At 39.8% G+C, this 19,849-nt stretch carries 21 protein-coding genes; 10 read left to right on the top strand and 11 right to left on the bottom strand.

Going from position 1 to position 19,849, the window contains the following annotated elements; translation table 11 throughout:
* Positions 1–69: 69 nt before the first annotated feature.
* The 10 genes from ylqF (at position 70) to xerS (ending at position 7,987) form a co-directional block, all read left to right on the top strand.
* Positions 70–921, top strand: a complete 852-nt coding sequence (gene ylqF / locus SOR_RS04900; protein WP_000201305.1) for a ribosome biogenesis GTPase YlqF — start codon at positions 70–72, stop codon at positions 919–921.
* The gene (locus SOR_RS04895; protein WP_000207514.1) at positions 908–1,687 is read left to right on the top strand and encodes a ribonuclease HII; all 780 of its coding nucleotides are present in this window, start codon (positions 908–910) and stop codon (positions 1,685–1,687) included. Before ylqF ends, SOR_RS04895 begins: the two co-directional genes overlap by 14 nt.
* Before the next feature lie 12 nt (positions 1,688–1,699).
* Complete coding sequence (locus tag SOR_RS04890; protein WP_000390111.1) at positions 1,700–3,250, top strand: ClC family H(+)/Cl(-) exchange transporter; 1,551 nt, start codon at positions 1,700–1,702, stop codon at positions 3,248–3,250.
* Between the two features lie 149 nt (positions 3,251–3,399).
* Positions 3,400–3,822: a hypothetical protein gene (locus tag SOR_RS04885; RefSeq protein WP_001027474.1), complete on the top strand. Its 423-nt coding sequence runs from the start codon at positions 3,400–3,402 to the stop codon at positions 3,820–3,822.
* 104 nt (positions 3,823–3,926) lie between these two features.
* On the top strand, positions 3,927–4,352 hold the full coding sequence (locus SOR_RS04880) for a hypothetical protein (protein WP_001027476.1): 426 nt from the start codon (positions 3,927–3,929) through the stop codon (positions 4,350–4,352).
* Positions 4,353–4,456: 104 nt separating this feature from the next.
* Positions 4,457–4,888 (top strand): hypothetical protein, encoded by a 432-nt coding sequence (locus SOR_RS04875; protein ID WP_001066116.1) that lies wholly within the window; start codon positions 4,457–4,459, stop codon positions 4,886–4,888.
* Positions 4,888–6,132: a hypothetical protein gene (locus tag SOR_RS04870; RefSeq protein ID WP_000263210.1), complete on the top strand. Its 1,245-nt coding sequence runs from the start codon at positions 4,888–4,890 to the stop codon at positions 6,130–6,132. The genes SOR_RS04875 and SOR_RS04870 overlap by 1 nt, the downstream gene beginning before the upstream one ends.
* Positions 6,114–6,506 carry a hypothetical protein gene (locus SOR_RS04865; RefSeq protein ID WP_000439962.1) on the top strand — a complete coding sequence of 131 codons (393 nt, stop codon included), beginning with the start codon at positions 6,114–6,116 and terminating at the stop codon, positions 6,504–6,506. The genes SOR_RS04870 and SOR_RS04865 overlap by 19 nt, the downstream gene beginning before the upstream one ends.
* The gene (locus tag SOR_RS04860) at positions 6,487–6,777 is read left to right on the top strand and encodes a hypothetical protein (protein WP_001148765.1); all 291 of its coding nucleotides are present in this window, start codon (positions 6,487–6,489) and stop codon (positions 6,775–6,777) included. Before SOR_RS04865 ends, SOR_RS04860 begins: the two co-directional genes overlap by 20 nt.
* Positions 6,778–6,916: 139 nt before the next feature.
* The gene (gene xerS, locus SOR_RS04855) at positions 6,917–7,987 is read left to right on the top strand and encodes a tyrosine recombinase XerS (RefSeq protein WP_000817865.1); all 1,071 of its coding nucleotides are present in this window, start codon (positions 6,917–6,919) and stop codon (positions 7,985–7,987) included.
* 78 nt (positions 7,988–8,065) lie between these two features.
* Here the strand turns inward: xerS and SOR_RS04850 are convergent, their stop codons facing one another.
* The 11 genes from SOR_RS04850 to SOR_RS04800 form a co-directional block, all read right to left on the bottom strand.
* On the bottom strand, positions 8,066–8,707 hold the full coding sequence (locus tag SOR_RS04850; RefSeq protein ID WP_000890070.1) for a hypothetical protein: 642 nt from the start codon (positions 8,705–8,707) through the stop codon (positions 8,066–8,068).
* Between the two features lie 103 nt (positions 8,708–8,810).
* Entirely contained in the window at positions 8,811–9,800 is a 990-nt protein-coding gene (locus SOR_RS04845; protein ID WP_000873982.1) for a lipoate--protein ligase, read from the bottom strand.
* 195 nt (positions 9,801–9,995) lie between these two features.
* Positions 9,996–11,699 carry a dihydrolipoyl dehydrogenase gene (gene lpdA / locus SOR_RS04840; protein WP_001162904.1) on the bottom strand — a complete coding sequence of 568 codons (1,704 nt, stop codon included), beginning with the start codon at positions 11,697–11,699 and terminating at the stop codon, positions 9,996–9,998.
* Positions 11,700–11,743: 44 nt separating this feature from the next.
* Positions 11,744–12,787, bottom strand: a complete 1,044-nt coding sequence (locus tag SOR_RS04835) for a dihydrolipoamide acetyltransferase (protein ID WP_000752727.1) — start codon at positions 12,785–12,787, stop codon at positions 11,744–11,746.
* 338 nt (positions 12,788–13,125) lie between these two features.
* Positions 13,126–14,118: an alpha-ketoacid dehydrogenase subunit beta gene (locus SOR_RS04830; protein ID WP_000448724.1), complete on the bottom strand. Its 993-nt coding sequence runs from the start codon at positions 14,116–14,118 to the stop codon at positions 13,126–13,128.
* Between the two features lie 15 nt (positions 14,119–14,133).
* On the bottom strand, positions 14,134–15,102 hold the full coding sequence (locus SOR_RS04825) for a thiamine pyrophosphate-dependent dehydrogenase E1 component subunit alpha (protein WP_000105368.1): 969 nt from the start codon (positions 15,100–15,102) through the stop codon (positions 14,134–14,136).
* Between the two features lie 178 nt (positions 15,103–15,280).
* Positions 15,281–16,621, bottom strand: coding sequence for an MATE family efflux transporter (locus SOR_RS04820; RefSeq protein ID WP_000283622.1), 1,341 nt, complete (start codon positions 16,619–16,621; stop codon positions 15,281–15,283).
* Positions 16,622–16,662: 41 nt separating this feature from the next.
* On the bottom strand, positions 16,663–17,931 hold the full coding sequence (locus SOR_RS04815) for a dihydroorotase (RefSeq protein WP_000960226.1): 1,269 nt from the start codon (positions 17,929–17,931) through the stop codon (positions 16,663–16,665).
* Between the two features lie 12 nt (positions 17,932–17,943).
* A complete protein-coding gene (locus tag SOR_RS04810) occupies positions 17,944–18,408 on the bottom strand; it encodes an NUDIX hydrolase (protein ID WP_001135768.1) in 465 nt (154 codons plus the stop codon).
* A gap of 9 nt (positions 18,409–18,417) precedes the next feature.
* Positions 18,418–19,071 (bottom strand): uracil-DNA glycosylase, encoded by a 654-nt coding sequence (locus tag SOR_RS04805; RefSeq protein WP_001164856.1) that lies wholly within the window; start codon positions 19,069–19,071, stop codon positions 18,418–18,420.
* A gap of 11 nt (positions 19,072–19,082) precedes the next feature.
* The gene (locus SOR_RS04800) at positions 19,083–19,838 is read right to left on the bottom strand and encodes a DUF4336 domain-containing protein (RefSeq protein ID WP_000089458.1); all 756 of its coding nucleotides are present in this window, start codon (positions 19,836–19,838) and stop codon (positions 19,083–19,085) included.
* Between the last annotated feature and the right edge of the window lie 11 nt (positions 19,839–19,849).

The following is a 19,849-nucleotide window of genomic DNA, read 5'->3' as shown; positions in this document are numbered from 1 at the left end:
ATGATAGAATAGGTAGTAAGAAAGAAAACGTTTTTACTACGTTTTTTTTAGTCGGAAGGGGAAAATATTATGGCTACTATTCAATGGTTTCCGGGTCACATGTCTAAGGCTCGGCGGCAAGTTCAGGAGAATTTAAAATTTGTTGATTTTGTGACGATTTTGGTGGATGCTAGGCTACCTTTATCTAGTCAAAATCCTATGTTAACTAAGATTGTTGGGGATAAACCAAAGCTTTTGATTTTGAATAAGGCAGATCTGGCTGACCCCGCAATGACCAAAGAATGGCGTCAGTATTTTGAATCACAGGGAATCCAAACTCTGGCTATCAACTCCAAAGAGCAAGTGACTGTAAAAGTTGTTACTGATGCCGCTAAAAAGCTCATGGCTGATAAGATTGCACGCCAGAAAGAACGAGGTATCAAGATCGAAACCTTGCGGACCATGATTATCGGAATTCCAAATGCCGGTAAGTCAACTCTCATGAACCGTTTGGCTGGGAAAAAGATTGCGGTTGTAGGCAATAAACCAGGTGTTACCAAGGGGCAACAATGGCTTAAAACCAATAAAGACCTTGAAATTTTAGACACACCAGGGATTCTCTGGCCTAAATTTGAAGACGAAACCGTTGCTTTGAAACTAGCCTTGACTGGAGCCATTAAAGACCAGTTGCTTCCTATGGATGAAGTGACCATTTTTGGTCTTGATTATTTCAAAAAACATTATCCAGAAAAGCTAGCTGAACGCTTCAAACAAATGAAGATAGAAGAAGAAGCACCTGTTATCATCATGGATATGACACGTGCCCTTGGTTTCCGAGACGACTACGACCGCTTTTACAGCCTCTTTGTAAATGAAGTCCGTGATGGAAAGCTCGGTAACTATACCTTAGATACATTGGATGACATCGATGACGACGATTAAAGAAATCAAAGACCTTCTTGCCACTGTCAAAGAATTAGACAATCCCCTTTTTCCTGAACTGGAAAAAGATCCTCGTTCTGGAGTTCAAAAGGAAATCAACAAGCGTAAAAAAGCCATTCAGGCTGAACTGGATGAAGACCTTCGCCTAGAAACTATGCTTTCCTATGAAAAAGAACTGTATAAGCAAGGATTGAGCCTAATTGCAGGTGTTGACGAGGTCGGCCGTGGTCCTCTGGCTGGCCCTGTAGTTGCTGCAGCTGTTATTTTACCTAAAAAATGTAAGATTAAAGGCCTCAACGATAGTAAAAAAATCCCCAAAAAGAAACATCTGGAAATTTATCATGCTGTTCAAGACCAAGCTTTGGCAATCGGTATTGGTATCATGGATAATGAAGTCATTGACCAAGTCAATATCTATGAAGCTACTAAACTAGCTATGAAGGAAGCAATCTCCCAGCTCAGTCCGCAACCTGAGCACCTCTTGATTGATGCCATGAAACTGGAGTTGCCGATTCTTCAAACAGCAATCATTAAAGGAGATGCCAACTCCCTCTCAATCGCAGCCGCATCTATAGTAGCCAAGGTGACACGGGATGAATTGATGAAGGAATATGACAACCAATATCCCGGCTATGATTTTACAGCTAATGCAGGTTATGGAACAGCTAAACATCTAGAAGGACTAGAAAAACTAGGTGTCACCCCAATCCACCGAACCAGTTTTGAACCAGTCAAAACACTGGTTTCAACTAAGAAAGACAAGTAAGAGGAAATGATTATGGAGGATCAGTCAGAAACACTCAGTTCCAAGAAAGAATTTGCCTTTGCCTCAAGCACCATATTATCCCAAGTTGGACGAGGAATCATTGTTGGTCTCGTCGTCGGGCTAATCGTCGGATCTTTTCGTTTCTTAATCGAAAAGGGTTTCCATCTGATACAAGGACTCTATCAAGATCAAGCGCACTTAGTGCGCAATCTTTTTATCATTGGCCTATTTTACGTAATAGTTTGCTGGCTTAGCGCGAAACTAACTCGGTCAGAAAAAGATATCAAGGGTTCAGGAATTCCTCAAGTTGAAGCTGAACTAAAGGGACTGATGAGTCTCAACTGGTGGAGTGTCCTCTGGAAAAAATATATCCTAGGTATTCTTGCTATTGCCAGTGGCCTTATGCTAGGTCGAGAAGGGCCAAGTATTCAACTTGGAGCAGTTGGTGGTAAAGGCATAGCCAAGTGGCTCAAATCTAGCCCAGTAGAGGAACGTTCCCTGATTGCCAGTGGTGCTGCTGCAGGATTAGCCGCTGCCTTTAATGCACCGATTGCAGGTCTCCTCTTTGTTGTAGAAGAAGTCTATCACCATTTTTCACGTTTTTTCTGGGTCTCGACTCTAGCAGCCAGCATCGTAGCAAACTTTGTCTCATTACTCATATTTGGTCTAACACCCGTACTGGATATGCCAGACAACATTCCTCTCATGAACCTAGACCAGTATTGGATTTACCTCCTTATGGGAGTTTTTCTCGGGCTCTCTGGTTTTCTCTATGAGAAAGCTGTACTCAATGTTGGTCAAATTTATGACTGGATTGGTCAAAAAATCCATTTGGATAGAGCTTATTATCCAATCCTAGCCTTTATCCTTATCATACCAGTCGGGATTTTCTTGCCACAAATTCTCGGTGGTGGAAATCAGGTCGTTCTTTCCTTGACTGAGCAAAATTTTAGTTTTCAAGTACTATTAGCTTACTTTTTGATTCGCTTTGTTTGGAGCATGATTAGCTATGGAAGTGGCCTCCCAGGAGGAATTTTCCTACCCATTTTGGCGCTCGGTTCCTTACTTGGTGCCCTAGTTGGTGTCATTTGTGTCAATCTTGGGCTTGTCAGTCAGGAACAATTCCCTATATTTGTCATTCTGGGAATGAGTGGCTACTTTGGGGCAATTTCCAAGGCTCCCTTAACCGCTATGATACTTGTTACTGAGATGGTAGGGGACATTCGAAACCTCATGCCACTTGGCTTAGTGACCTTAGTCGCCTACATTGTTATGGATCTGCTCAAGGGTGCTCCAGTCTATGAGGCCATGCTCGAAAAAATGCTGCCAGAAGAAGCGACAGATGAAGGAGAAGTCACCCTCATTGAAATCCCTGTATCAGATAAAATAGCAGGAAAACAGGTTCACGAGCTCAACTTGCCACATAACGTACTCATCACCACCCAAGTCCATAATGGCAAAAGCCAAACCGTTAACGGCTCAACTAGAATGTATCTGGGTGATATGATTCACCTAGTGATTCCAAAAAGTGAAATTGGAAAAGTCAAAGATTTGTTGTTGTAGATGATATTTACATAATATAAATTATGTAAATCGAGATTGTAATTTAATACTTTTAAAAACCGTTTTCAGCAATGAGATCGGTTTTTACTTCTTATATAGTTAAAATTAATTTAAAATATTGTATAATAAGAAAAAGGAGAAAAGCTTAAATGAATATTTCCAGCAATAAAAAAAGATATATAAAACTACTAATCGTTTTGTTACTCGTAGCCATCACAACAGGAGGTGTTTTTATGTTTAGCATGTTAGGGAAGTCTCAAGAGGAACGTCGAAATAGAGAGTATGAAGTTAGTTTGGTGAATGCCTTAAAGAATTCATATGAAGGGATAGAAGAAATCAAAATTTCCAATCCAACATATACGAACCCTCCTGGTGACTGGTCTTGTAAGGTTGATATTTTGTTTGAAGATGGGGAAAAAATATTCTATGGAATTCCACATAACTTAGATGAGATAGAAAATTACAATGGTAGTATGACTTATGGACAGCGAGATTTTCTTAACCGAAGAAAAGGAATAACGACTAATACAGTTACAGTTACATACTCTAACAAAGAAAGAAGGGAACAGTAATAGTATTTAATTATACTGATATTCAATTGAATATTTTAAACCAAGATTTTGCTATTTATATTGTAAATGAAGAGTTTTCAAGTAGAAAAAGGAGGAAAGCTTAAATGAACATTTCCAGCAATAAAAAAAGTCATAAATGGCTATTAATCGTTTTGTTACTCGCAACCATCACAGCAGGAGGTGTTTTTATGTTTTCTATGTTTGGGAAATCCCAAGAAGAGCGTCGGAATAGAGAGTATGAAGTTAGTTTGGTGAATGCTTTAAAAAATTCTTACCAAGGTATTGAGGAGATTAAGATTACGAAACCTGATTATACAAACCCACCGGGATCATGGTCTTGTGATGTCGAAATTAAGTTTATTGATAAAAAAACTCTTAAATATGGGATTAATCACCATTTAAGTTATAAAACCAATTATGGTGGTCGTCAAGAAACAAACGAAGATTGGCAGTATTTAGAAACTCATAAAGGGCAAACTTTAAAGTCAGTGAAAATTACTTATTCTGATAGTGAGCAAGGAGAACTATGATGAATTTCCAATATACTGATGAACACTTGAATAATTTAAACCAAGATTATGCTGTTTATAGTGTGAACGAAGAATTTTCAAGGAGAAAAAGGAGAAAAGCTTAAATGAACAATTCCAGCACTAAAAAAAGTTATAAAAGTCTACTAATCGTTTTGTTACTCGTAGCCATCACAGTAGGAGGTCTTTTTATGTTTAGTATGTTAGGAAAATCTCAAGAAGAACGTCGAAATAGAGAATATGAAGTTAGTTTGGTTGAAACTTTAAAAAATAGTTATGAGGGTATTGAAGAAATTAGATTTTCTAATGCAAACTACACAAATCCTCCAGGAAGTTGGACTTGCGTAGTTGAACTATATTTTAACGAGAGAAGCATAAAATATAAAATTAATTATTCAAAAAAAGATAAACGTATTTCTGATGTATCTTTAGAGAGAGAGAATAGAAAAGAGGACCGAGAATTTTTAAATAGTCACTTGGGTAAGACTAGTAAACTCACAAAAATTATTTATTCAGATGGTTCAGAAGGAGAATATTAATGGTATACACTTATACTGATAAACAACTCAATGAATTAAATCACGGGAAAAATGTTTATAGTGTAAATTTTGAATATGCTGAAAGGGAAGTTGAAAAGAAAGTTGTAGCCAAAACAAATGATAAGTTATCTTCGGATGAAACTAACACTATAACCACCTCAGATGGTCAAGAATTCCGTGTTGTTGCCACTAAGTCTCACAAAGAAACAGGTTTTGATGGACTAGCGGTTGCACCAATAGTCAACGGTGAACCAGATTATAAAAGTATAGCTGTGATTGCTGCGGGAACGGACCCTGGGAGTCCTACTAAGATTGATGTCGGAACAGCAGTTGCAGAAAGAGAGTCAGGTTTATCCCCTCAATATTATGTAGCAGACCGATTTGTAAAAAGAATTATGGATGACCCTAAATATGAAGTTAGTCAACTTTCTGGTTATTCACAAGGATCTTATATGCTAAAGGTAGGAGCTAAATACCACATACCTACGACAACCTTCAATGCCTGGTTTTTTTATCGTTCACTTTCTAATGAAGAAAAAGCATTTATTGATAAAAATCCAGCCATGTTTATAGATTATAGAAGAAATTATGATCTTGTTGTGTTTGGAAATGATTTCAACCATCCTGAATTATTCAATAAATCATTTTTAGAAATGCCTGATACCATATATTGGCTTGACGGAACTAGCCACAATATAGGTGACTGGGAGTTTGATCCTGTAACTGGTCAACTTGTAGATGGTAAAGGTGGGAAACCCTTAATCAGTGGCGTTTATCGAGCCTATGCCAACAGTCTCCGAGGAATGGCTCATTACAAGGACTTGAAGTCAAAATGGTCATCAGGTGGCATTAGTAGCTCTGAGGAAATATACTTAGATGCAGTTCAGGGTTCTATCTTATCATCATCTACGGCTACGGCAGCAAGAACTGGAGCTGATGAAGTGAGCGCCTTAGCCAAAAAAGCCAATCAAGAATTACAAGAAATTTGGTCAAAAATCGACTTTACGAGCTACACAGCATTAGCTCCCTATGAGGTTGATGCCATTTTTGCTAGTCAAGGCATCACTCAAGCACAGTTTATTGATACGTTTCTGACAGAAACAAATCAAACAGCCACTAAGATGAATGCTTCCGCCCAAGCATTTGAAAATTTGGATAAACAATTACAGGAAGTCATCGAAAAAACAGTAGCAACAGATAAGCAATTAGCCAAGGAGTTTCGACAATGGAAAGAAAAGATGTAAAATGGGAGGAAATAAAAGAGAAAGAAAGAGAACTATTTACTCTAGAAGACCAATATTATCAAGAAAAGAAGAAACTCGATAACAAAGCCCTTGATCTAGACGAACGAAATGCAAACTTAGAAAAACTAATTTCCGAAGAAGTTGATAAAATGTATCATATTTTGAGAAAATTTTCGTCAACGACTGATGATGTTAGAGACTATTTTATAGAAATAGAAAATTTGAGACACTTTTCGAATCAAGTATACAGAGATTGTAGGATTAAACTCGAAGATGAGCGAGAAAAATACGATAACGAGTTTCGCAAAAAAAGAAATGATTTAGACGAAGAATTTCACAAACTAAGGAGAGATTATGCAAGCACCAATGAATGAATACTACACAGATGAAGAATACCAGTATGCACTGAAACAAATGTATCGAATGATGGAAAGAAACCGAATCATTACGGAAGCAAAGTTAGCGATAACAGCAAAAAATAAATTAAAAGATAACTTTAATAAGGCAGCTAAGAAAATTGCTACAGAAACCAAATCAACCATTACAAGCATAAACAACCAGATGGACACTGCAATTCAAGGTAAAGTTCGCAAGAATCTTGAAGAAAAGATTCCGAATATGTTGCTCAAGTATGATGAAATTTAACAAAGGGTTCAAGATAACTGGGAGATGTTAGGCTTCAGTTTTAAGTTTCTTATTACATCTTTCCGAAAAACTATAATTTTCTTGAAAAATATGTAAGTCTATGCTATACTACTAGTAGACTTAATTATGGAGAAAATACATGAAACGTGAGATTTTACTAGAGCGAATCGACAAACTAAAACAAATAATGCCCTGGTATGTTCTGGAATACTACCAATCTAAGCTTGCTGTGCCCTACAGTTTTACAACCTTATACGAATACCTCAAGGAATACGATCGATTTTTCAGCTGGGTTTTGGAGTCTGGAATCTCAAATGCGGATAAAATGGTCGATATTCCTTTATCGGTCTTGGAAAATATGTCTAAAAAAGACATGGAGTCCTTTATTCTATATCTTCGTGAACGACCTTTGCTGAATGCTAATACAACTAAACAAGGTGTCTCTCAGACAACAATCAATCGCACTTTGTCAGCACTATCTAGTCTTTACAAGTATCTAACCGAGGAAGTCGAAAACGACCAGGGGGAGCCTTATTTCTATCGTAATGTAATGAAGAAAGTTTCAACCAAGAAAAAGAAAGAAACACTTGCTGCCAGAGCTGAAAACATCAAGCAAAAACTCTTTCTAGGTGATGAAACAGAAGGTTTTCTGACTTATATTGACCAAGAGTACCCACAACAACTCTCAAATCGTGCTCTCTCGTCATTCAATAAAAATAAAGAACGTGATTTAGCCATTATTGCCCTTCTCTTGGCGTCTGGTGTCCGCCTATCTGAAGCTGTTAATCTGGATCTAAGAGACCTTAATCTCAAAATGATGGTCATTGATGTCACTCGAAAAGGGGGCAAACGTGATTCTGTCAATGTCGCAGCCTTTGCCAAGTCTTACCTTGAAAATTATCTCGCCATTCGAAATCAACGCTATAAGACGGAAAAAACAGATACAGCGCTCTTTCTGACCTTATATCGTGGTGTTCCCAATCGTATCGATGCTTCCAGCGTCGAGAAAATGGTTGCTAAGTACTCTGAGGACTTCAAAGTCCGTGTAACTCCCCACAAACTACGGCATACCCTGGCAACTAGGCTCTATGATGCAACTAAATCGCAAGTTTTGGTCAGCCATCAGTTAGGTCATGCTAGCACACAAGTCACTGACCTCTATACCCATATCGTCAATGATGAACAAAAGAATGCTTTAGATAGTTTATGATTGTTACATATTATAAATTATGTAAAGCAACTATCGCTAAAAAACGAAAGACCAATTCCTTTATCTTTCGTTTTTTAGCTATTTAAACTCAATCCAGTAGTTACGGTGTGGCTCTATAATTACTGGTTTACCCCAAAAGGCTTGAAGATGGGCTAGATTTACTGGGTTTACAGGTTTTTTTGAATCATTGTACTGATCAGCACTCTCTTTAGTTAGAAAACATTTTACTGCTTCATAAGAAGTTCCATCAGATGATTCTCTTTCGATTCCCATATACGAAATTTCGCCACCATTTTTAAGATCATCAGTCAACAGTTTACCAATAAAGAACACTGTCTTATCTTTCATAAGTTCATAAGCCTTACTATTTTCCAGTCGGTTATTTGCTGCAGCATACATAATACAAAAACTATCAACAATATCTTTCAAAGGCATTAAGTCTTCTTTGTTTACATTGATTTCATCGGGCAGAAGACCGCCAATTATAATATTTTGGAAATAGGCTTGCTGGATTACATTATCTAAAGCCATTCCTAAAGGTATTTGAACAGCTTGGTATCCTAAAGGCTGAAGCTCTTTGTATTTCTTATCATAATGTTCTTGTGTGATGCTTATATTTAAACTTTCAGTTTGAGAAATTTCCGTATTTCTATAAAAAGCAACAACATTGCGGTCTAACTGTTCAAATAGGTTAAGTTTTTCTACTGGAATTTCTAACATAATGAATAACTCCTTTCATTTTTCATCACTATTATAATCTAATCAGCATGATTCTTAAGTTTAACCCTAATAAAAGAATCCATCATAAATGGATTCTTTTTCCTTACCCCACTACTGCTTCAGCGATTTCTTCACGGCTGATACCAGCAAAATAGCGTGTGATGTCAATAGTTTCTAAGGCCTTAAGGACATCTTCGCGTTCGTATTTCATGCCACGAAGGACATCTTCTACAGCTGCAACGTCTTCGATACCAAAGAAGTCACCATAAATCTTGATATCTTGGATTTTTGATTCAATGACGTTGGCAAAAACTTCAACCTTACCACTAGTGAATTTTGTTCCCCGACGAACGTTAAATTCAGGTGATTTACCGTAGTTCCAGTCCCAAGTGCCGAACTTGGTATCCTTGATGCGATTGATTTCAGCCAATTCTTCTTCTGAAAAAACGTATTCAGTCATCTCTGGGTACTCTTTTTTCATGTATTCCAATAGTAAATCACGGAATTCTTCAACTGTGATTTTTTCTGGTAATTCATTGATAATATTGGTAACACGGGCACGGACGGATTTCACACCTTTTGATTCAAATTTATCTTTTGAAACCTTGAGGGCGTTTGCTAGGACTGACAAATCAACGTCAAAGAGCAAGCAACCGTGGTGCATGATACGCCCATTGATATAGGCTTGGGCATTTCCACAGAATTTCTTACCGTCAATCTCAAGGTCATTACGGCCTGTGAACTCAGCTTTAACGCCTAGTTGAGCTAAGGTATTGATAACTGGAGTTGAGAAGCTCTTGAAGTCAAAGGCCTTATTTTCATCTTCTTTTGAAATGATGGTGTAGTTGAGATTGTTTAAATCGTGATAAACAGCCCCACCACCACTGATACGGCGGACTACCTCAATACCATTTTCGCGAACATAATCACGGTTGATTTCTTCGATAGTGTTCTGGTGACGCCCAACAATGATAGATGGTTTGTTAATCCAAAGTAGGAAGATTTGATCCTCATCCAAAAGATGTTTAAAGGCATATTCTTCCAAGGCAATATTAAATGCAGTGTCGTTTGAATGATTGATAATATATTTCATAGTATTTCCAAAAAATTTAATTTTTAAATTCTGTTCATAGCAATCAAATTTTCTAAAGTGGTAAAAGAAATGTAACGTGTTATCGTTACATTTCTCGGAAAAATTGAGACAAGAGGCTCAATTTTTAGGCATGGAACTCTAATAGAGGTCGCTGCCGTCCGTACTACTTTAAGAAAATTTAGTTGAAACTCTTATTTATTTTTTCTTAGGTGAATGGATAGCCATTCCTAGAACATCTGCAAATGCTTCGTACATCACTTCAGAGTAGGTTGGGTGTCCGTGGATGGTTTTCAGCATTTCTTCAACAGTGATTTCCATTTCGATAATGCTTGACGCCTCGTTAATCAATTCTGCGGCTGCAGGACCAATGATATGCACACCAAGGATTTCTCCGTATTTCTTATCAGCAATAACTTTTACGAAACCTTGAGCCGCATCTGATGCAATAGCACGTCCGTTAGCCGCAAAGTTGAACTTACCGATAGCAACATCGTATTTCTCACGAGCTTGTTCTTCAGTCAAGCCTACTGCTGCTACTTCAGGAAGAGTGTAGATAGCTGCTGGAGTCAAGTTCAACTTAGCAACAGCATGATTTCCTTTAAGGGCATTTTCAGCGGCAACTTCACCCATACGGAAGGCTGCGTGCGCCAACATCTTAGTACCATTGATATCACCTGGTGCGTAAATACCCGGAACAGAAGTTTCCATATATTCGTTGACCTTGATACGTCCACGATCCAATTCAAATTCAACATCGCCAATACCTTCAAGATCTGGAACACGACCGATTGAAAGAAGGGCTTTATTTGCAATGATATCGTCTTTTCCTTCAACTTTAATACGAAGTTGACCATTTTCCTCGATGATTTCTTGCAGTTTTGTACCTGTTAAGATGGTCATTCCTTTACGTTCAAGGATCAAGCGAAGATTCTTAGACACTTCCGCATCCATAGCTGGAACGATACGGTCCATCATTTCGATAACAGTCACTTTTGAACCAAATGTCATGAAGGCTTGACCGAGTTCGATACCGACAACTCCACCACCGATGATAACAAGGCTTTCTGGAACTTCGTTCATTTCAAGAATGTCGTCGCTTGTCATCACAAGTGAAGATTCCATACCAGGAACGTTGATCTTGCTGACTTTTGAACCACCAGCAAGGATAATTTTCTTGGTTTCAAGCAATTCAGAACCATTTACCAAGACATTCTTATCTTTAGTGATAGTACCAACACCCTTATGAACAGTAACTCCGTAACTACGCAGAAGACCTGCAACACCACCTACCAAGGTATTGACAACTTTAGATTTAGTTTCTAAAAGTTTATCCATATCAACAGTGAAGTTTGGATTTTCAATGACGATACCACGATTTGCTGCATGACCGATATTTTCGATGATTTCAGCATTGTGAAGGTATGTCTTAGTTGGGATACATCCACGGTTCAAGCAGGTTCCACCTAGTTCAGATTTCTCAACAAGGGCAACCTTACCGCCGAGTTGGGCAGCTTTAATGGCAGCTACATATCCAGCAGGACCTCCACCAATTACAACGATATCAAAGGCATCATCGCTCTTACCATCGTCGTTTGAGGCACTAGCTGCAGGTGCAGGTTTTGATTCTGGCGCTGCCACTCCAGTTGTTGGGATGTTTTCCCCTTCTTCACCAAGGTAACCGATAACTTCTGTAACCGGAACTGTTTCACCATCTCCTTTGAGGATGGCAATCAAGTATCCATCTTCTTCGGCTTCCAATTCCATGCTGACTTTGTCAGTCATAATTTCCAAAAGGATTTCTCCTTCTTTTACAAATTCTCCGACTTTCTTATTCCATTGGACGATTTGTCCTTCTGTCATATCCACGCCGGCTTTTGGCATAATTACTTCTAAGGCCATGTCTTACTTCCTTTATCTAAAACTCTAAAATAACAATAGCTAACTTAAACCAACATTGAGATTGGGTTCTCAATTAAGGTTTTCAAGTCTTTCATAAACTTAGCACCAGCCATACCATCTACAACACGGTGGTCAATGGTTAATCCTAGGCTCATGATAGGACGAATAACAATCTCACCATTGACAACTACAGGTTTCTCTACTGTTGAGCTCACCCCGAGGATAGCTGAGTTTGGTTGGTTAATAATCGGGCCAAAGGACTGAACGCCAAACATTCCCAAGTTACTAATTGTGAAGGTTGAATTTTGGAGTTCGCTTGGAGCCAATTTACCATCCAAGGTACGACCAATGACATCCTTGAAGGCTACAACCAGCTCTGAAAGACTCATCTTTTCAGCATTGTAAACAACTGGTGTCATTAGACCATTATCCATCCCAACTGCCATAGCAAGATTGACATAATTATGAGTGATAATGGTCTTGCCATCTTCAGTCAATGAAGCGTTGATGTAAGGGTGTTTCATCAATGTCTTCACAACAGCGAGAGAAAGAAGGTCTGTAACCGTTACTTTCTTACCAGTTGCTTCCATGATTGGATCAAGGACCTTCTTACGAAGAGCCAGCATTTCAGACATATCGACATCATAGTTTAGCGTGAAGGTTGGCGCAGTTAGGTAGGATTCAACCATACGTTGGGCGATAACCTTACGCATTGGTGTCATTGGAATACGCTCAATCTCACCATAAGGAGTGATAGTGTCTGGAACTTCTTCCACTTTTTCAATCTGAGCAGGAGACTTGATGGTGTCGTTTTCGATATTTTCAGGAAGCAAGGCCAAAACGTCCTTCTTCATGATCTTACCACGATGACCCGTTCCTTGGATTTCCTGCCAAGCAATGTTATGTTCGAGGGCAATTCGTTTTGCAAGTGGCGAAATGCGAACCACGTTTGTGTCTTTATAAGTTTCCACGTCTTCTTTGTGGACACGACCGTTTGCACCTGAGCCAGAAACGTCGTAGAGGTTGATACCTAGTTCATCCGCTAACTTTCTAGCCGCAGGAGTCGCTCTTAGCTTGTCATCAGCCATGACCTCTCCAATTCTATTTATGATACTAAGGGCGTTTAAAAGCGACCGAAAAATATGAAATCTACGCAGACTTCGATGAAGTCAAGGAGATTTATCTTTTTTCCGAGCTTTTAGCCCATGTTCAACTCTACAAGTAACTTGGACACGGAACGTGACTCAAATTACTACGGTTGCCGCTATCAGGCGGTCAACCTTGTAGACTTACTAATTCATTCGTCGAATATTATCGATTCGACTCACTCATGTCGCAACTCTTCAAATCACTTGAATACAACACATGTCTTAAGTTACTAAAGTTAAAAATCTCTAAAATCTTACATAATTCAATTTATGTAAGATTATTCTTTGTTATAGGTTTTACGGATTGCATCTTTGATGCTTTCAACTGTTGGAATCATTGCATTTTCTAGGTTTTGTGCGTAAGGCATTGGCACATCTTCTCCTGCGCAACGGCGGATTGGCGCATCTAGATAGTCAAATGCTTCTGATTCTGAAATAATTGCTGAAATCTCGCCGATATAGCCACTTGTTTTGTGGGCATCGTTGACCAGAACAACTTTACCAGTCTTCTTAACTGAGTTGATGATGATATCCTTATCAAGTGGAACAAGGGTACGTGGGTCCACAATTTCAACTGAAATTCCTTCTTCTGCCAATTCTTCAGCAGCTTGAACCACACGTCGAAGCATTTTTCCGTAAGTAACAACTGTTACATCTGTACCTTGGCGTTTGATTTCCCCAACCCCAAGTGGGATTGTATAGTCTGGATCAACTGGCACTTCCCCTTTTTGGTTAAATTCTGACTTGTACTCAAGGATGATAACAGGGTTGTTATCACGGATAGAAGACTTGAGAAGTCCTTTCATGTCAGCAGGCGTACCAGGCGCTACAACCTTTAGTCCAGGAATGTGAGTGAACCAAGACTCTAAAGATTGTGAGTGCTGGGCAGCAGAACCAACTCCGTTACCAGCTGCACAGCGGACAGTCATTGGAACCTGACCTTTACCACCAAACATATAACGTGTTTTAGCAGCTTGGTTGACGATATTGTCCATGGCAATAACCGAGAAGTCCATGAAGGTCATATCGACGATTGGACGAAGTCCTGTCATGGCTGCTCCTGCTGCTGCTCCAGAGATAGCAGCTTCAGAAATAGGACAGTCACGGACACGTTCTGGACCAAATTCTTCGAGCATTCCAACAGAAGTTCCGAAGTCTCCTCCGAAGACACCGACGTCTTCTCCCATCAAGAACACATTTTCATCGCGACGCATTTCCTCAGACATAGCAAGGATAATGGTGTCACGGAACGACATTGTTTTTGTTTCCATTTTATCTCTTTCTCCTTAGTCTGCGTAAATATCTTCAAATGCGGATTCTAGTGGTGGGAATGGACTTTCTTCTGCAAATTTAACAGAAGCTTCCACTGCTTCCTTGACTTGTGCTTGAATTTCTTCCAATTCTTCTGCACTCGCAATATTATTTTCAACGAGGTACTTGCGAAGGTTTTCGATTGGGTCTTTTTGTTTCCACAATTCCACTTCTTCACGCGTACGATATTTACCAGGGTCAGATGATGAGTGACCAAGCCAGCGATAGGTTACACTTTCGATCAAAACTGGTCCATTGCCACCACGAACATGGTCTACGGCTTTCTTAAATCCTTCATAGACATCGATGACATTGTTTCCATCTTCGATAAACATTCCAGGGATTCCATAAGCAGCACTACGTTGATGGATATGCTCCACATTGGTCATTTTCTTGATATCCGCAGAGATCCCATAACCGTTGTTGATGCAGTAGAAAATGACTGGTAGGTTCCAGATAGAAGCCATGTTCACTGCTTCGTGGAAAACACCTTCATTGGTCGCGCCATCTCCAAAGAAGCAAACGACAATTTTTCCAGTGTTTTGCATTTGCTGACTGAGGGCTGCACCAACAGCGATTCCCATACCACCACCTACGATACCATTGGCACCGAGGTTACCAGCATCAAGGTCAGCAATATGCATGGAACCACCTTTTCCTTTACAAGTACCGGTGTACTTACCAAGGATTTCTGCCATCATTCCATTGAGGTCAATTCCTTTGGCAATAGCCTGTCCATGGCCACGGTGGTTGGAAGTAATCAGATCATCTGGATTAAGAGCCAGCATCGCTCCGACGTTAGCTGCTTCCTCTCCGACAGAAAAGTGAGTCATACCGGGAACTTTCCCCTTTTTCACTAACTGAGCAATTTTTAAGTCCATGCGACGGATTTCTTCCATCTTACGGAACATCTCTAGCAAAAGATTCTTATCTAAAGTTGACATAATCTTGCCTTTCTAACTTTGTTCTTACCTTACTATTTTACCTTTTTTAGTATACACTGTCAAAGTATATGGCTAATAAAATTTCACAATATAAAAAAATAAATCCCTGTTAAAACAGGGATTCCCTCTAGTTAGAGCGTTTTTTCACAAAGTTCTTTTTCAGGATATTTCCCAAAAATTAGCTCAATTTTTTCATTACGGTTTTCAAACGCCATTGATACAAACAACCAGAAACAATCAAGCTGGCAATTAACCCAATCCAGTAGGCAAATGCCCCTAAGTCAGTTGCTTGATCTAGTAGATATCCTAGTGGTATCGCTACTCCCCAATATCCGATTAATCCAAGATAGAAAGGAACGATAGTGTCCTTATAGCCTCTTAAAATTCCTTGGAGAGGAGCCGCAAAGGTATCAGCTAACTGAAAAAAGAGACTGTAGGTTAGAAATACAGCAGTTGTTTCAATGAACTGAGGGCCATTTCCATATAGATTTGCTACACGATCTCTAAAAATGTAGAGAAAGGACAGGGTAAGACCTGCAAACATAAGGGCGGTTACTCTTCCCAGACGAGCATAGGTTTTTGCATCCTCAAAACGTTTGGCCCCCACCTCGTAAGACACAACAATCGCCATAGCAGAGGAAATACTCATAGGAAAAGCATACATGAGACTCGAAAAATTCATAGCTGACTGGTGACTGGCGATGATAAGCGATGAAAACTTAGCCATGATTAGTCCAACCACAGAGAAAATGGCTACTTCAGCAAATACGGTTCCCCCGATTGGTAGACCTAATCGAACACCTTCCTTGATTTTATCTATATTAAGTGGAATCCGTTTTTCAAGATGTAACGTTTTTAATCTTTCCTGTTTGAACAAAACAAGAATAGAAATCCCCAATAAAACCCAATAGGCTAGGGAAGTTCCTAGCCCTGCTCCTGCGCCACCAAGCTCAGGAAAACCGAAAGCTCCATATATCAAGAGATAGTTAAAACCACTATTGAGCGGAAGTAATAGGAGCATGAGATACATCGATAGCTTGGTCAATCCAAGAGAATCCAACAAAGAGCGAATGACACTGAACAGCAACAAGGGAATAATCCCGATAGACAGGTACCAAAGATAGGAAACTGCAACTGCCGCCACTTGAGCTTCTAGTCCGATGTTGTTTAAGACAGGTGGCGCTAAGAATACTACCATTCCAAGCAAGACCAAAGACAGTCCGAAAGCTAAGTAGATGAATTGGTAAAAATCAGATGCCACTTCTTCCTTTTTGCCCCGTCCCAGATGATGGCCTATGATGGGAACCATGGCCGAAACAATCCCTGTTAAAAAAGTAAAGAAAGGATTCCATAGACTCGTTGCAGTTGATACACCTGCCAAGTCCATAGTATTGTATTGCCCAGTCATGGTTGTATCAACAAATGAGGCAGAATAATTGGCAAACTGGTAAATCAGGATAGGGAAAAATATCTTAAGAAATAAGACAAACTTATCTTTAAATTGATGGGTTGGATACATATACGCTCTCTATTCTTATAGTTTATAGAGCAGAGTCCCATCTAGTTTTGGTAGACGATTTGTCCCTTACAGATGGTATATTTAACCTGCCCTTTTAAAGTTTCACCAATAAATGGTGAATTAGCTGCTTTTGAAGCAAAGTGGGAGTCCACAAGGCGGTCAGTCTTAGCATCAAAGATAGTGATATCCGCTGGACCATTCTCAGCCAAGTAACCAGCTTCAAAGTTGTAAAGTTTGGCTGGATTGACAGTCATTTTTTCAAGCAATTCCATCAAGCTTAGCTCACCAGCTTCCACCAAATAAGTCAAACCAAGAGAAAGAGAGGTTTCCAAACCTGTCATACCAGATGGTGCTTTAGTGATATCTTCTACATTTTTCTCGTCTGCATGGTGAGGCGCGTGGTCCGTTGCGATAACTGTGATAACACCTGACTTGAGACCTTCGATAACGGCACGACGGTCTGACTCCAAACGAAGTGGAGGATTCATTTTGGCATTGCTTCCTTGAGTTAAAAGAAGAGCTTCTGTCTTAGAGAAATGCTGTGGCGCTACTTCTGCTGTGACCTGTGCTCCCAAACCTTGAGCGAATTCCACTACCTTGACACTTTCTTCCTTAGACAAATGCTGGATGTGAACATGGGCTTTGGTTGCATAGGCAATCATAACATCACGCGCAATCATAGCGTACTCAGCCACCCCAGTCGCTCCACAGATATGAAAATGTTCCTTAGCGATGTTTTCGTTAAATCCAAGAATCCCATTCAAACCTGGATCTTCCTCATGAAGACTAATAAAAGTATTAAGTTTTTTAGCTTCTTCCATGGCTTCCTTAACCACTTTACTGCTCTCAAGCGGAATACCGTCATCAGAAAAACCAACCGCACCTGCTTCTAAGAGCGCCTTAAAATCTGTCAAGTCTTGGCCATTAAAGTTCTTGGTAATAGTCGCAACTGTCTTGACATTAATTTTTTCCTTGGCAGCTGACTGTAGAACTTCTTGAAGAGTCTCCGCATCTGAGATGGTTGGACTAGTATTAGCCATCATGACAACCGTTGTAAAACCACCTGCAGCAGCCGCTAGTGCCCCAGTATGAATATCCTCCTTGTGGGTTTGACCAGGTTCACGGAAATGAACATGAATATCAACTAGTCCAGGCGCAACTACAAGACCAGTTGCGTCAATGACCTCTGCACCTTCTTCACTAATTTGTGGTGCAATTTTAAGAATTTTACCGTCTTCAACCAAGACATCACAAACCTGATCCAAACCAGACTTGGGATCCATGACACGACCATTTTTGATTACTAGCATCCGCTTTCTCCTTTATTCATAGAAATCAACTTGGGTATCCAATAATTTATCCCCATCATAAACAAACTTAGCTGAAAAGAAGGGTTTATCTTCTAAAAGCCACTCAACAAAGGTGTGGTCACCCTCCCAAGTTGGCTTGCTCAAAACTTCATCATAGGGAACCCATTCTAAGGTTCCCTCATTGCAGTCAATCAAGTCACCCTCGAACTCTGTCACCTTAAAAACATAGGTGTACCAGTCTAAATCTGGCGTGAATTCTGGAAAAGTGATAACACCTTTTAGAACCGGCTTGGCTTTGAGGCCTGTTTCTTCTAGGATTTCACGCGCCGCGCACTCCTGAGGTGTCTCCCCTCGCTCTAGTTTACCACCCACACCAATCCATTTGCCTTCATGAACATCATTGGGCTTCTTATTGCGATGGAGCATGAGTAGTTCTTTTCCGTTATCAATGTAGCAAATCGTCGCTAACTGAGGCATATTCTCTCCTTATCTAAGCCAATCGATTGGCTCTTGTCCTGTCTCTGTTAAGAATGCATTGGCCTTGGAAAAAGGCTTGGAACCCCAAAATCCTCTATAAACCGATAACGGACTAGGATGGGCTGATTCGATAATCAAGTGGTGAGGATTGGTAACCAAGACCTTCTTCTTACGTGCATAAGCGCCCCAGAGCACAAAGACTACAGGTCTGTCTAGATTATTGACCACCTGAATCACAGCATCAGTAAAGGGCTCCCATATTAGCCCAGAATGACCATTGGCTTGCCCAGCAGGAACCGTCAAGCAAGCATTGAGAAGTAAGACTCCCTGCTCAGCCCAAGACGTCAAATCATGTGATTTCTTAACGCCGATATCATCTGACAATTCTTTTAAAATGTTTTGCAAGGACGGTGGAGCTGGGATAGAGTCAGGTACAGAAAAACTCAAACCCTGCGCTTGACCTGGCCCGTGATAAGGATCCTGCCCTAGAATCACCACCTTCACTTCTTCAAGCGGTGTAGTCAAGAGAGCCTGAAAAACTTTTTCCTTAGGTGGATAAACAGTTCCCTGAGCATAGACCTGGTTCATAAATTGATTGATTTTCCCGAAATACCCTTCAGGTAATTGCTCCTTAATCAAAGCATGCCAAGATGAGTGTTGCATATTTTTCTCCTTTACCGTATCCATCTAAAAGCACGTTTTAATTCATCTATACCGTTCTCAAAAAAGCATAGACCATGTGCAAGTATGATTTTATCCGGTTTCCAGTTTAACATACGGGAAAAGGAAACCTTTGCTTCCCTTTGTCTTCCTAAAAAAGTCATCCGATAGTCAATAGGAGTTTGACCATCAGGGGCTGTTACACGAGCTAAACGATAAATTTTTCTTCGGATTGGACTAGCTATCTTTTCCGGTTCAAAATTCTCTATAAGGTCCGTTACAATGAGTGTTTTAGTTGATTTATGAAAAAACACCACTTCTTCAATCACAGAACTTCCCTTAAAAATAAGCTGATCAATCTCATCAGACCATAGGTCAGGAGCCTTATCTGTTAAGGGAGCATTGAATACCACCTTGATATTCTGACTTTTCGCTCTCTCTTCAACTCCTGGACTAGACCATGTTTGCGCATGAGGATATCTTTTTTTCCAATCTGCAATATAGGCGTAGTGAATCTTATTGGGTGAAATCAGGTAAGCGACTTTGCCCAAAGCATCCAGTTCAGTAAACAGTTTCTCGTTTGGCGCAATCGGAGAGTGAATCCAAAGTTTGCCATCATTTAACTTAATCACCGTCATACGTGTCTGAAAAGGAAGGTTGAAGATCTTCATGTCCATTTGAATCAAATCACCATCTGCTATCCAGATATTTTGATCAACTTCCTTTAGTGTATACAATGGTTCATAAAGAGAAAGTTCTGGTCTTGACATCGTTTACTATT

The organism is Streptococcus oralis Uo5, assembly GCF_000253155.1.
GTDB classification, from domain to species: Bacteria; Bacillota; Bacilli; order Lactobacillales; family Streptococcaceae; genus Streptococcus; species Streptococcus oralis_L.
Note: the sequence above shows the minus strand (reverse complement) of the source record. Positions and strands in the feature narration are given on the sequence as shown.